We start from the raw sequence: 13,283 nt of genomic DNA on the forward strand, positions 1-13,283 counted from the left end.
CTCGGTCGCGGTCAGTAGCTCCGGGCGACGACGGCGACCAGGTCGTCCTCGTCGTCGGCCTCGGGCAGGGAGCCGTCGGGCCGTTGCAGGCACCGCACCGTCACCGCGTTCCGGGCCAGCTCCGCCTCCCCGTCGACGCCGAGGGTGCGCCACGGGATCCGCCCGAACCCGGTCCGTGCCGCCTCGGCCGCTTCCGGCACCGAGGACACGTCCGCGGTGCGGTCCCGCAGGCGTTGCCGGCCGCGCTGCAGCAGGTCGCCCTGCACCTGCTGCAGCAGCGCGGGCACCAGCGAGGCGACCGCCTCCAGGGTGGGACGCCGTCGTTCACCGCTGTTGCGGCGGACCAGGGTCACGACGCCCTCGCCCACGTCGCGCGGTCCGACCTCCAGCCGGACGGGCACGCCCTTGAGCTCCCAGCCGGTGACCCGGCGTCCGAAGCCCTGATCGGTGCGGCGGTCGACCTTCACGCGCACCCCGGCCGCCGACAGCTGCTCCTGGATCCGCCGGGCGGCGCCGAGGCTGGCCTCGTCCTCCTTCACCACCACGACCACGACCTGCGTGGGGGCCAGCGCCGGGGGAACCACGAGACCCCTGTCGTCCCCGTGGCCCATGACGAGCCCGCCGACGACCCGGGTGCTGAGACCCCAGCTGGTGGTCCAGCACAGGGGCCTCCCGCCGTCGGCGTCGGCGTAGCGGATGTCGAAGGCGGTCGCGAAGTTCTGGCCCATCTCGTGGCTGGTGGCCACCTGCAGCGCCTTGCCGTCGCCCATCATCGCCTCGCAGGCCAGGGTGTTCACGGCGCCGGCGAAGCGTTCCCGGGCGGTCTTGAGCCCGACGTGCACGGGCAGCGCCAGGACGTCGTGGAAGAAGTCGCGGTAGACCTGCAGGTGGATGCGGCGGGCGTAGGCCGAGGCGTCGGCCCGCGTGGCGTGGGCGGTGTGCCCCTCCTGCCACAGGAACTCGGTGGTGCGCAGGAACAGGCGCGGGCGCAGCTCCCAGCGCACGACGTTCGCCCACTGGTTCAGCAGCAGGGGCAGGTCGCGGTGGCCCTGGATCCACCTGGCCATCGACTCACCGAAGACGGTCTCGCTGGTGGGACGCACGACCAGCGGCTCGGGCAGCTCCTTGCCCCCGGCGTGGGTGACGACGGCCAGCTCGGGGCTGAACCCCTCGACGTGCTCGGCCTCACGCTGCAGGTAGCTCTCGGGGATGAGCAACGGCAGGTAGACGTTCTCGGCGCCGGCCCGCTTGATCCGGGCGTCGACCTCCGCCTGGACCCGCTCCCAGAGGGCGTAGCCGTAGGGCCGGATGACCATGGTGCCGCGGACGGGACCGTTGTCGGCGAGTTCCGCCTTGTCGACGACGTCCTGGTACCAGCGCGGGAAGTCCTGGGCCCGGGGGGTCAGGACCGGACCTCGCTCGTAGGTGACCGGTGCCATGGGCAGCGAGCCTAGGTCGGACGCGTCCGTCGTCGCCCGGGTTTTCTCGCGGGACCGTGGCGCAGGTCGGCCGCGAGCACCGCGCGGGCCCTGGAGCTGCCACCGGCTGACCGGGAGGAGACCGGGGCGGGCGGGCTGGCGATCGCTGAGTGCGCGTCGCCGGCCGCACCGGGGTTCAGGTGGGCAGGTCCACCCCGTCCGCCAGCAGGGCGACACCGGCCACCGGGTCGCCGGACGTGTTCACGCTGACGTCGAAGACGTGGTCGGCCGCGGTGCTGCGCCAGGCCAGGTGGGTGTCCCCGGAGTCCACGTACTGGACCCCGAGCACGGTGCCGCTGCGCCACCGCAGACGGGTGAAGTCGGACCGGGAAGGCTCACTCGTCGCCGCAGCGGTCGGCGGCTGGGCGGTGTCCCCGCCGTAGAGGATCGTCATCCACACCAGTCCCTCGCTGCGGGCCTCGGCGAAGGGCGTGCCGTCGGCGTCCACACCCGGGGGCAGGTAGGCGACGGTCACGCCGTGGACGTCGGCGGCCGGATCCGCCGACGGTGCCGGTGGATCGGCCGCCGAGGGGACCGGGTGCTCGAAGACGGCGGCACCCTCGGAGCTGCCGCAGACGGGGGTGAAACCGCGTTCCTGCAACGTCGGGAAGCTGGGGACGGGGACGTCGAGGTGCTCCGCGACCTCGTCGCACGCCAGGGTGGTACCCACGAGGTCGGCGACGCTGTCGAGCAGCGCCAGCGGGTCCCCGCGACGGGAGAACTCCGGCGCGGTCAGCGCCGCGACGGCGCTCTCCTGAGCAGGCGTCAGCACCAGCGCGGGTCGGCTGCCGTCCTCGGGGGGAGGGGAGCTGCCCGGGGTGCTTCCGCAACCGCAGAGGACGTACGCGGCCGCGGTCAGGCCCGCGACTCGCCGCACCGCTCGTGCTCGTCGACCCATGCCGTGCCTCCTCGCCGGTGATCGCGTCGGTGGGGGACGCACCCGCAGTCTCGCCGTCGTCGGGGCCGGTGTCTCGTGGCTGGTGTGCGGCCAGGGCTCGGCTGGACGTGGGCTGGTGGGCGCGGCGTACCGGTTCGACGCAGAGAACGCGTGGATGCTCGGCGGGCCTTCCCCGGCGAGCGAAGACCTGACACTGCTCCACCGCATCGGAGCCGTCCAGGGAATCCAGCTGTCGGCCGCCGCGCCGGTGGAGGACCAGCGGATGCCCCCACCTCGACGGGGGCATCCGCGTCCCGACGCTCGATGCGGGTCTCGAACTGCCTCCGCGGTCCGTGCGGGAGGGTGGATGAGTCTGACCAGGCGTGTCTGGTGACGCTCCCGGCGCCGTCCGACGACGCGGGGACGTCAGCTCCGCCGGAGCGGGTGGTCGATCGACCGGGGGACCTGACACGCACTGGTGACGAAGGCCTCCTGCGCCGGACCCCGCACCGGAGGAGCCGCGGCTGGAGGAGAGCGTCAGCTGCTGGGCGGTTGCAGCACGCACAGCTCGTTGCCGTCCGGGTCGGCGAGAACGTGCCAACGCCAACCGTGCTCGACGACAGCCTCGGACGTCAGGAGCACGCCGCCGGCCGCTTCGACTCGGGCGACCTCAGCTTCCAGGTCCTCCGTCCGCAGGTCGAGGTGCACCCGGTTCTTCTCTGTCTTGCGATCCGTCGTGCGCTGCAGGAGCAGTTCCACGCCCTCTCCACCGGACGGACTCAAGCTCAGGTAGGGCCCTCCTCCGTAGCTGTCGCGCCGGTAACCCAGGACCGTCGTCCAGAAGTCCGCCGATCGGTCGAGGTCACTGGTGTCCAGGACGATGACGAGTTCTCCCTGCGGATAGCGCTGCACGCAGCGATCTTGACACCGCGCGAGCGTCGCCTCCTCCGGCGGTGCCGGAAGACCGCGACGTCCTGTGAGGAGCAGGACCTGGCACAGCCGAGCCGAGGTCTCGCCGCTCCTGCTCCGGGCGAGTGCACTTCGACGACCACAGCGGTAGCGGCGCCGCAGTCGGTGCAGGGAGCGAGGGTCGGCGGGGGCCAGGGCGGTGGAGCCGCAGCGGATGCCGTGGTGGCGGGTGAGGAAGTGGTGAGCGCTGGAGGGACGGGGCGGGCAAGATTGCTCCGGTGACTCAGTGCGACGCTCTTCGCCCGTACCGCGGGCGCGGTGAGTCCGGACCCGACCTCTGGGCACGACGAGGTGCACGACACCGGACGGGAGGCAGCGTGGACGCAGCACGGACCGCCGCGCAGGAGGCTGCGCGGGAGAGCGTGAGTGACCTCGTGCTCGAGACCAGCGGGGTCGGCACCTTCGTCCTGCACCTGCCGAGTCAGGAGCTGGTCGTCGATGACCGCCTGTTGGATCTGGTGGGCGTGGACCGGGCCGACTTCACCGGCCGGGGCGGTGACCTCCTCGCCCGTCTCGACGAGGACGAGGCCACCGCGGCGACCACCGCTCTGACACGAGCGGTGGTGACGGCCGGGACGTGGAGCGGCGAGTACTCGATCTCAGGTCGCGACGGAGTGCGCCGTCGTGTCGCCGTGCGAGGGCGCAGCGTGGTCGGCCAGGACGGCGACGGCAACGGCAACGGCAACGGCAACGGCAACGGCAACGGCGGCACCGTAACCGCGGTGGTCGGGGTGGTCGAAGGACGGGAGGGCGGGCCCGCGGCGGTGGGCGCACCCGGCGCGGCGGGCACGCAGGCCGAGTCCGCGCGCACCATCCAGATCCTGGAGACGATGTCGGCGGCGTTCTACTCCTTGGACCGCGACTGGCGCTTCACCTACGTCAACGGCCCGGCTGAGACCTTGATCGGGTTCACGCGTCAGGAGGCGGTGGGGCAGGTGGTGTGGGACCTGTTCCCCCAGGCGCGGGGCACCGTCATCGAGGCCACCTACCGCGATGCGCTCAGCACCGGGGAGCCGGCCGCCTTCGAGGCGTACTACCCCCAGCCGCTGGACGCGTGGTTCGAGATCCGGGTCTGGCCCAGAGCGGAGGGTCTGTCGGTCTTCTTCCTCGACATCACCGCCCGCCACGCGGCCCAGGAGGCCGCTGAGCGCAGCACCCGCCGGCTGGCTGCGCTCGGGGAGACCGCCTTGGCCTTGGCCGACGCCGAGGACATCGGCGATGTCGTCACCGTCATGACGCGCCGGGGTCTGGCGGCGTTGGACGCGCAGGGTAGTTCGATCGCCGTTCCCGACCCCACCGACCCTGGGTACCTGTTGTCCTACATCACCGACAACCTCGTCGAGGACACCCGCTCGGACTTCGCCCGTCTCCCGGTGGACGCGCAACTGTCGGTCGCGGTGACCGCCCGGACCGGACAGCGGATGCTGCTGGGCGACCAGGCGGCGTGCGAGGCCTTCTCCCCCCACGTGGTGGCTGCGAACGTGGTCACCGGTTGCCAGGCGTGGGCTTCGCTGCCGCTGCGTGCCGACGGGGCGGTCATCGGCGTGCTCACGCTGGGCTGGCGCGAGGCGCAGTCGTTCGACGAGAGGCAGCTGGAGCTGCTGGAGACCTACGCCGCCCAGTGCGCCCAGACCCTGCAGCGCCTGGCCGCCCGGGAGGCCGAGCGGGCCGCGACCGCGCAGCAGGCGGCTCTGGTCGCCCTCGCCCGGGCCCTGGGCGAGGCCGACAGCGAGCAGGAGGTCGTCACCGTGCTCACCGAGCGGGCGGCGTCGTTGCTGCAGGCCGACGGCGCGGTCCTGTGCCTGCGTGAGGCGGGGGACTCCCACGTGCGGGTCCTGACGACCACCGACGCCTACGACCAATGCATCCGTGACCGGTTGCGGCGTCTGCCGGTGGACTTCGACCTGCCTGCGGTCCGCACCGCGGTCACCGGGGTGCCGTTCTTCCACACCGACCGGGCCCAGAGCCTCGCGGCGGTCCCCGGCGCGGCGCACTCCTACGCCGCCGGTGGCGTCGAGGCTTCCGCCGCGGTCCCGCTGCACGCGCGCGGTCAGCTGCTGGGCTGCCTGTCGGTGACCTACCCCCACCCCCACCCCTGGCCGCAGAGCGATCGGGACCTGCTGGCGGCCTGCGCGACGCTGGTCGCCCAGACCCTGGAACGCATCGGGGCCCGGGACGCCGAACGTGAAGCCGGTGCGGAGGTCGCCCGCTTCTCCGAGACCTTGCAGCGTTCCCTGCTCAGCGGCCCCACTGCGCCGGCCGACCTGCAGGTCGCGGTGCGCTACGTGCCCGCAGCCAGTCAGGTGCAGGTCGGAGGGGACTGGTACGACGCCTTCGTGACCTCCGAGGGGATCACCAGCCTGGTCATCGGTGACGTCACCGGCCACGACCGCCACGCCGCGGCCGCGATGGCGCAGTTCCGCAACCTGCTGCGCGGGATCGGCTACGCCCTCGGTCGACCGCCCGCCGCGATCCTGAGCGTGCTGGACCAGGCGGCCCACGACCTGGGGGTGGTCGAGATGGCCACCGTCGTCCTCGCCCAGGTCCACCCGAGCCCCCCGCAGCAGGCAGCGGGCCTGCGCACCCTGCGCTGGTCCAACGCCGGTCACCTGCCCCCGCTGCTCCTCGCTCCCGACGGCACCACGTGCTACCTCGACACCGCACCAGACCTGCTGCTGGGCCTGGACCCCGCCACCTCCCGCGCCGACCACGAGCTGCTCCTGGCCCCGGGATCGACCGTGCTGTTCTTCACCGACGGCCTCGTCGAACGGCGTGGGGCCTGGCTGCAGGACGGCCTGGACTGGTTGGCGCGTGCTGCGGCTGAAGTGGCTCACCTGCCCCCGGAGCAGATCTGCGATGCCCTGCTCGCCCAGGTCGGCGACCGCGTCGAGGACGACGTCGCCCTGCTGGTGCTACGGCCCGACGCCGAGGAGTCCGAGCGTCCACGATGAGTTCGACCGGTCGTGGCCACACCGAGGTGCTGGACGTGCTGACCACCGAGGGCGGTGTGGTGCCGGTGGTGGACGGGCGGCCAGGTCGGAGGGGCCCGGCGAGCAGCTTCCGAGAGGTGAGAGCCATGACCGAGGAGAGATCTGTGAGTGACAAGCCGAGTGTGATCTTCGTCTGCGTGCACAACGCCGGCCGTTCGCAGATGGCCGCGGGGTTCATGACGGCCCTGTCGGGTGGGGCCGTCGAGGTCCGCTCGGCCGGCTCCACGCCCGCCGACCAGATCAACCCCACCGCGGTCCGGGCCATGGCCGAGGTCGGCATCGACATCACCGCCGAGCAGCCCAAGGTCCTCACCCCCGAGGCCGTGCAGGCCTCCGACGCGGTCATCACCATGGGCTGCGGCGACGCGTGCCCGTTCTACCCGGGCAAGCGCTACGAGGACTGGGTCCTGGAGGACCCCGCCGGGCGGGGCATCGAGGCGGTCCGTCCGATCCGCGACGAGATCCGCGCCCGCGTCCAGGCGCTCCTGGCTGACCTGCTGCCCGCCGGCACCGCCACCTCGACCGTGGGGTCGCCTGCTCGAGGTCAGACGGGTCGGGTCTGACCCTCGGCGAGGACGGCGCCGGCGTGGTCCAGCGCCTGCCAGGTGCCCTCCTGCGAGCGGGCCGCTACCGCTTCGTCCACCACGGGTGCGGCCCACCAGACGTGACCCTCGACCGCAGCGAGGTGCCGCCGGCCGTCGGGTGTGGTGACGACGACGTGAGCGACGTCGTCGGAGGCGTAGCCGTAGTAGTCCACGACGTTCTCACCCGGGCTGTACCCGCCGCCGGCGCCGGCCACGGTGGCGATCACCGAGGTGGCGGCCGGGACGGGGATGACGGCTGACATGGCTCCACTGGAGTCCTCGCGGAGGGTGTAGCCGGTGCAGATGAAGATGCTGTCACCGTCGTCCTCGCGGTAGGCGGTGGCGTCGGAGACGTCGGTGGAGGCTGCGAAGACCCGGCGCAGGTGGTCGGTGGCTCCTGCGGGCAGGGCGTGGGGGTCGGGCCCGTCGTCACCGGCGCGGTGAGCGGCGCGTCCCTGGCCCATCCGAGCGCACCCCTCGCCGTCGGCTTCCACGGTCGCGTCGGTGCTGGTGGTGCTCACCGCTTCCAGGCGCGGCGCGTCAGGGTCCTGGACGGGTGGGGTGGACGCGGTGGTGGGGGCCGGGGTCGTGGCAGCTCCGGTGGCGGCCCCCTCGGCTGCGGTCCGGGTCGACGACGAGCAGCCCGTCAGCAGGGCGATCAGGACGACGGCGACGCCGGCGCAGCCGCCCGCGGTCTTGACGCTGGGGTTCACGTGTCCACAGTGCCTCACGGGGGGGTCGGCCGAGCGCAGCACGTGGGCCGATGCGGGGGGTGGAACCCGACGCCGCCGGGTCTCGTCCACTCCCCATGAGGTGGGGGCGAGGTGTGGTGGCGTGGTCGCTGGTGTCGCTCCTGGCGTTGTCCTCCACGGCCTGCCGCAGCGCGCCGGAGTCCGCAGTGCCGCCGGAGCCGACGTGGGACGTTCCCGTCCTGAGCGGCGCCTGGACGAAGATGGCACCGGCGCCGCTCAGTGCCCGAGGTGATGCCGCGAGCACGGTGCGGGACGGGCAGTTCGCCGTCGCCGGTGGCTACGTCTACCCCGATCCCACCCCGGCACCGTGCGGCGACGGAGGCAGCTGCGCGGGACCGGTCCCCAGCTTCCGCGACGACGGCGCGTCCTGGTCGGCGGCGACCGGTACCTGGACCCCGCAGCCGGCACTGCACGGGGTCGACAGCTACGGCAGGGGCCCGTTCCTGGAGCCGTGGCTCGGGCCCACGGGTTTCGACGTCGCCCAGGCACCCTCGCCACTGCCCTTGACCCCCGGGGAGAGCGGGCGCTGGGTGGGTCGTACGTTCGTCGTCGCCGGCTGGTCGAACGCCACCGAGGACGACCGTGTGCGCAAGCCGGTGGCCGTGGGTTCCTTCGACGCCGACACGGGGCGGTGGAGGGTGGATCCGTGGCCGTTGCCCGACGCCTACCAGCAGGAGCTGGTCAGCGTGTGGACGGGGACGCAGTTGGTGATCATCGTCAAGGCGATCGGTGCGGGCTGCTCCGACGAGCAGGCGTGCCGGCGAGTGGTGACCTGGTCACCGCAGGGCGGGTGGGACCAGGTCGCGGAGTGGGCGATCGGACCCGCCGCCGGCGTCGACGGAGACCCCGGCCGGGCGGTGGACCGCTCACCGGGTCACTGGGTGGGCTTCGACGAGTTGTTGTGGGACGGGCGGCGGGTGGTCGGGGTCACCTTCGGGCAGGACGTCGTCCTCGCGTCGGTCGCCGTGGACACCGCTCACGTCGAAGAGCTCGCCTCCCTGCCCGGTGAGGGGTCGATGGCCGAGCCGGTGGCCTTGACCCGTGGTGGTGGTGACGTACTGGTGGTGTCGGATCGTCAGACCGCGCTGCTGGGCCCGGACGGGGAGTGGGCGAAGCTCCCCGCCGTGCCTGGTCCGCGGGAGGCGGGGCGTGCGGTGGGACTCGTCGGTGACGTCGTGGTGCGGTGGGGTGGGCGGGTGCTGCCCGGGGCCGAGGGCAGTGTCGATTCCGCCGACGGATGGTTCTTCCGGTTGCCGAGCTGAGCCCACCCAGCACAGCGCGCCCGCGCACCGCGGGACGACCGTGAGGCTGCAGGCTGTTCGATGTGGGGGGTGAAGTCGCCAGGGGCATGCGTGGCGCGAGGAGCATCACGCCGGAGCCCATCGCCGACCTCAGCCGTCGACCGACGAAGGATCGCGGCTAGCCCGTGACGCGCCGGACCGCCCCCACGACCACGTCCACGGCGACGCCGAACACCACGTGCGACCCGCCTTCCCAGACCCACCACGCCCTCGGCAGGTCCGACACCGGGGCCTGCACGCCCATCACGGGCAGCAGCGTCGCGTGGAAGGCGCCGAACAGCGCGGCGCCGCCGAGGGTCCCCGCCCCGGCCCGCGCGAGCGGCACCCGCCGCGACACCACGGAGTAGGCGACGGGGTAGCCGTAGGCCAGGGCGCGGTGGAACCAGACGGCGCCCGCCTCCAGGTCGTCGCCCTCCAGGGCATCGCCGTTCCCGCCGCGCAGGTCGACCAGACGCCGGTACAGCACCGAGGGGGGCATGCGGTCGCCGTGGCCCGCGGGGTCGGCACCGGGAAGTTCCTTCTGACCGGGTGCGGGCGGGAGGAGCTTCTCGCCCCAGCCCTGCAGCGTGGACTCGGCCTTCGCCTTCGCCCGCACCGCCACCCAGCCGGCCAGGAAACCCGTCGCCACGTCGAGCGCGAACCGCGATGTCTTCACGAGGTGTGGCTACCCGATCGAGGCAGCGAAAGCAATTTCGTGGATCCCCGTGGATCTCGGGGCGCGGCGGTGTCGGCCTGGACGGCGGCGCGGTGAGCGTGGACGGCGATGAGCGCTTCACCGGTGACGTTCCTGCATCCCGTGCCCGATCCTCCAACCCCTCGGCGTACGCCGGGTCCGGGCCCCGGTGCCGGGGAGCAGTGCTGCCGCACCACGTCCCGGCGTGAAGCGGCGCGGGCCGCAGGATCATCCGACCGTCCACGACTGCGCCCAGATCGCGGGATGACCGTGAGGTTGCGCGGCAGCGGGCGGTTGCCGTCGTGGGGGACGACGTGGGTGCGCCGATCCGGTCGCTCTGACGACCGGATCGGCGCACCCACGGGTGACATCACGTGGTGACAGCGATGGGTGCGACGGCTTGGGCGAACGCCACGACATCGCCATGACCGAGCGTCCCGCGACCGACCACCCATCCTGAGTTCGGGTCGACAACTCATCGCTCAGCCTGGCGAGCAGCAGTACCGCTGCATCGCGGTCGACTCCTGAGCGCGTCTGGAACTCCCACGCTTCGATGGCTTCCGGTCCATGGAGGACGTCGTTCAGCGCGTTGCAGAGACCGCTCAGGTCGGCACCGTTGACGTGCACGTCCGCTACGTAGCCGCGTGTTCAGACGGCGGTGAATGCCCACGAACGAGACGGTGAGGTCGGCGACGTCCTGGTCAGCGGGGTGACCGTGAGGTCGTTGGTGGGTCTGGTCCTGCTGGCGGGACCTCGACCAGGCCCTGGGGCGGTACGCCCTGCCACCGCGTAGTGAGCCGTTGCTGTGGATCGCGGCGGGTGCGCCTCGACGCCCTGGTGTCGGTCGTTCACCGATCCAGCGGCTCGTCCAACACCTTGCTGAACAACGTCGTGCCCCTCACGTCCCCGTCGGGGTTCACCGCGTACCCCTCGATGGTCCCGACGCGGTGCCAGCCCCACCGTTCGTAGATGCCCTCCGCGGGGCTCCCCGTCTCGGTGTCCAGCACCAGCAGAGTTCGCCCCGCTCGCACAGCTGCCTCTTCCGCCGCGGTCACCAGGCGGGAGGCGAGCCCCCGCCCCCGGAAGTCGCGGTGGACCAGCAGTTTGGTCAGCTCGGCGCGGTGCGGGGCGTTCTCGGGCTGGTCCAGGCGCAGGCTGACGGTCCCGGCGACCCGTGTCGTTCCCTGCACCTCCTCGACCGCGACCCACGTCCACCCGCCCGCGAGGTACCGGCGCCACCACTGCTCGGCGTCCACGACGTCGGGGACGCGGACGAAGCCGACGCTGGCACCGTCCTGGACGGCGTCCCGCAGCACCTCCACGAGGCCGGCGAGGAGGTCGGTCGGGACGGGGTCGGGGACGCGCAGGAGATCCACGCGCCCACTGTCCCGTGCTGCCGACACGGACGCGGGACGACCGTGGAGTCGCCGGCGTCCACGGACTGAGGCGTGGTTCAGCCGTCGCCGTTGTCCTGGATGAGCCAGGGGTCCTGGTCGCTGTCGCGCATCAGCAGGTAACCCCACGACGTGGGGCCGTCCGGCATGGTCTCGTCGCCCGCGCCGTGCAGGGTGAAGGTCACGGGAACGAAGACGGCTTGGGCGTGCCCCTCGGCTGCGGTGCCCGTGGGGTCTTCACGGAGGCTGGTTCCCACCTCGACGTCGTTGATCTGCGGGGGATCCTCGGCCCAGTCGCTCCGGCCGGCGAACCTCGAGGTCTCCAGCGCCCGCGCGGTGGACTCGTCGTGCCGCTGCAGGGCCTGCAGGTACGTCCGTACGACGTCTTCCGGTGACGTGGTCGCCGAGGGCGTGTAGGACGGTGCGCTGGAGGCGGGCAGGAGGACGGCGTTGCTCCCGCCGACGAAGTGCAGCCCACCGGTGACCGCAGCCACCACCACCGCTGCTGCCAGCGAGCGGGGCAGGACCTGGTGGCGCAGCTTGCGGCGTCTCCCGCCTCGGGTGACCCCGGCGGGGGTGATGCGCGAGGCCGGCGGGGGTGCCGCGGCCAGGGCCGCGCGCAGCTGCGCGGCGACCTCGTCCGGTCCAGGTCGGGTGCCGGGAGGGTTCATCGGGGACTCACCTCGTCCGTGGGCACGAAGGGTGCCGAGGGTGGCCGCAGCCGCTGCTGCAGGGCCCGCCGGGCGTGGCTGGTCTGACTCTTGACGGTGCCTTCGCTGCATCCCGTGATCTCGGCGACCTCGGCCACGTCGACGTCCTCGACGAAGCGCAGCACGGCCACCGCCCGCTGTCGTGGGGGCAGCGCGGCGAGTGCGGCCAGCAGGTCCAGACGCTGACCGGTGTCCACGTCGGTGGCCGCGACGTCGTGGTCCTCGACACGGCCGGTGGAGTGCTCGCGTCGTCGCCACGGGCGGCGCTGTTCGCTGATGAAGCGGCGCACCAGGACGACTCGTGCGTAGCCGAAGACGTCACCGTGCCGAGTCACCCGGCCCCAGACGACGTAGAGGCGTTCGAGGGTGTCCTGGACCAGGTCGTCGGCTCGGTGCCAGTCGTGGCAGCAGGCGTAGGCCACCTGCCGCAGCCGCGGGACCGAGGCGACGACGAAGTCCTCGAAGGACTCACTCGTCGTGGCGTTCACGCACCCACCTCCTACCCCCTTGCACGCACGGGCCGACCGCCAGGTTGCACGCCTCCGCGCTGTTCGCAGTGGTCGTGGCGCTGGTGGGAGTCGCGACCGTGGTGCTCGTCGCACCGGATGATCGTCGTTCTCTCGCACCGGGTTCGATGTCGGTCCTCCTCGGCCTGAGTCTCCTGCTGATCGCTCCGGGCAGGTCGCGACCCGGCGATCACAGCGTCGTTCCCGTCGTCCCTCGAGGTGCGGCCGGGCGACCGCACGATGACCGCGCAGTCGGCTCAGCCGTCGGCGCGGGTGCGCAGATCGACCTCCTGGTCGTGGATGACGACTTCCTGGTCCGGGCACACGGGGCCCGCGAGCGTGACGGTCCTGCCCGAGGGGAAGGTGACCAGGACGTCCCCGTCCGTGCATCCCGCGTCGAGGATCACCATCCCGCCGTCCGCGTCGACGGTGGAGGTCTGGCCGTCGGAGACGACGCTCACGTCGTCGGGTCCGTCGTTGCGGAAGGACAGGTCACCACCCCCGCCGCAGCCGGTCAGAACCACCGCCAGGACCGCCCCTGCCGCGACACCGAGCCAGCTCCCCCGTGTCCGTCCCACGAACCGATCCTGCGCTGAGCCCGACGGCGCTGCCCGGCTCCGACCAGAGACTCCACGTCCTGATCACCGAACCGCCGCCCGGCCGGTCGTCGCCTGCGCCCGCGCGCACCGCGGGATGACCGAGGAGTCGCGACGTGTCGAGGTAGCAGCTCAACGTGACGGAGGGGTGGCGAGGAACTCATGAGCGATGAGGACCTGGGCGGGCTCGCGGTGGGTGATGCTGGGGGCGTGAACCTGCTCCTGCCGCGTGGGTCCGGTCGACGGTGGCTGCTCGCGGTGCCGTTCGTACTGGCCTTGCTCTTCGCAGCCGTCACCCTCTTCGCGCTGCACTCCTCCGTCGAGCAAGCCGTCCGCCTGTCGCTGTGGATCTTCTGCCCCTCGCTGATCCTGGTGACCGCGGAGTGGCAACGACGCAGGCGCCAGGCCCGCCGGAAGCCGGCAGTGGGGAGTCGGTAGGGCGACTCTGGCCAG

The 13,283-nt window shown here is 72.6% G+C and carries 13 protein-coding genes; 4 read left to right on the plus strand and 9 right to left on the minus strand.

The genetic code is table 11. The annotated features are described in order from the left end of the window. Nucleotides 1-11: 11 nt before the first annotated feature. The 3 genes from proS to SJY07_RS13060 form a co-directional block, all read right to left on the minus strand. Complete coding sequence (proS, locus tag SJY07_RS13050; protein ID WP_380159660.1) at nucleotides 12-1,439, minus strand: proline--tRNA ligase; 1,428 nt, start codon at nucleotides 1,437-1,439, stop codon at nucleotides 12-14. A gap of 175 nt (nucleotides 1,440-1,614) precedes the next feature. After that, nucleotides 1,615-2,355: a hypothetical protein gene (locus SJY07_RS13055; protein ID WP_380159662.1), complete on the minus strand. Its 741-nt coding sequence runs from the start codon at nucleotides 2,353-2,355 to the stop codon at nucleotides 1,615-1,617. Between the two features lie 537 nt (nucleotides 2,356-2,892). Continuing rightward, nucleotides 2,893-3,654, minus strand: coding sequence for a VOC family protein (locus SJY07_RS13060; protein ID WP_380159664.1), 762 nt, complete (start codon nucleotides 3,652-3,654; stop codon nucleotides 2,893-2,895). Between SJY07_RS13060 and SJY07_RS13065 the strand changes: the two genes are divergently transcribed. Together SJY07_RS13065 and SJY07_RS13070 are read left to right on the plus strand one after the other, a co-directional pair. Then, nucleotides 3,642-6,275, plus strand: a complete 2,634-nt coding sequence (locus SJY07_RS13065; protein WP_380159666.1) for a SpoIIE family protein phosphatase — start codon at nucleotides 3,642-3,644, stop codon at nucleotides 6,273-6,275. The genes SJY07_RS13060 and SJY07_RS13065 overlap by 13 nt on opposite strands. Nucleotides 6,276-6,418: 143 nt before the next feature. Further along, nucleotides 6,419-6,877, plus strand: coding sequence for an arsenate reductase ArsC (locus SJY07_RS13070; RefSeq protein ID WP_380159668.1), 459 nt, complete (start codon nucleotides 6,419-6,421; stop codon nucleotides 6,875-6,877). On the opposite strand, the gene SJY07_RS13075 is transcribed toward SJY07_RS13070, so the two are convergent. Then, entirely contained in the window at nucleotides 6,859-7,611 is a 753-nt protein-coding gene (locus SJY07_RS13075) for a hypothetical protein (RefSeq protein WP_380159670.1), read from the minus strand. The two genes, SJY07_RS13070 and SJY07_RS13075, sit on opposite strands and share 19 nt — an antisense overlap. A gap of 116 nt (nucleotides 7,612-7,727) precedes the next feature. Here SJY07_RS13075 and SJY07_RS13080 point away from each other — a divergent pair, with 116 nt between their 5' ends. Further along, entirely contained in the window at nucleotides 7,728-8,912 is a 1,185-nt protein-coding gene (locus tag SJY07_RS13080) for a hypothetical protein (RefSeq protein ID WP_380159672.1), read from the plus strand. Between the two features lie 157 nt (nucleotides 8,913-9,069). On the opposite strand, the gene SJY07_RS13085 is transcribed toward SJY07_RS13080, so the two are convergent. The 5 genes from SJY07_RS13085 to SJY07_RS13105 all read right to left on the minus strand — a co-directional run bounded on the left by SJY07_RS13085 (nucleotide 9,070) and on the right by SJY07_RS13105 (nucleotide 12,812). Then, nucleotides 9,070-9,606, minus strand: a complete 537-nt coding sequence (locus tag SJY07_RS13085) for a DUF1440 domain-containing protein (RefSeq protein WP_328293803.1) — start codon at nucleotides 9,604-9,606, stop codon at nucleotides 9,070-9,072. Between the two features lie 866 nt (nucleotides 9,607-10,472). Continuing rightward, entirely contained in the window at nucleotides 10,473-11,000 is a 528-nt protein-coding gene (locus tag SJY07_RS13090; RefSeq protein ID WP_380159675.1) for a GNAT family N-acetyltransferase, read from the minus strand. Nucleotides 11,001-11,077: 77 nt separating this feature from the next. Continuing rightward, entirely contained in the window at nucleotides 11,078-11,689 is a 612-nt protein-coding gene (locus SJY07_RS13095; RefSeq protein ID WP_380159677.1) for a hypothetical protein, read from the minus strand. After that, nucleotides 11,686-12,216 carry a SigE family RNA polymerase sigma factor gene (locus SJY07_RS13100; protein WP_380159679.1) on the minus strand — a complete coding sequence of 177 codons (531 nt, stop codon included), beginning with the start codon at nucleotides 12,214-12,216 and terminating at the stop codon, nucleotides 11,686-11,688. Before SJY07_RS13100 ends, SJY07_RS13095 begins: the two co-directional genes overlap by 4 nt. Before the next feature lie 275 nt (nucleotides 12,217-12,491). Continuing rightward, a complete protein-coding gene (locus tag SJY07_RS13105) occupies nucleotides 12,492-12,812 on the minus strand; it encodes a hypothetical protein (RefSeq protein ID WP_380159681.1) in 321 nt (106 codons plus the stop codon). 180 nt (nucleotides 12,813-12,992) lie between these two features. On the opposite strand from SJY07_RS13105, the gene SJY07_RS13110 reads away from it, so the two are divergent. Beyond that, the gene (locus SJY07_RS13110) at nucleotides 12,993-13,268 is read left to right on the plus strand and encodes a hypothetical protein (protein WP_380159683.1); all 276 of its coding nucleotides are present in this window, start codon (nucleotides 12,993-12,995) and stop codon (nucleotides 13,266-13,268) included. Nucleotides 13,269-13,283 lie beyond the last annotated feature (15 nt).

Source organism: Kineococcus sp. R86509 (genome assembly GCF_042466365.1).
In the GTDB taxonomy this organism is placed as follows: domain Bacteria; phylum Actinomycetota; class Actinomycetes; order Actinomycetales; family Kineococcaceae; genus Kineococcus.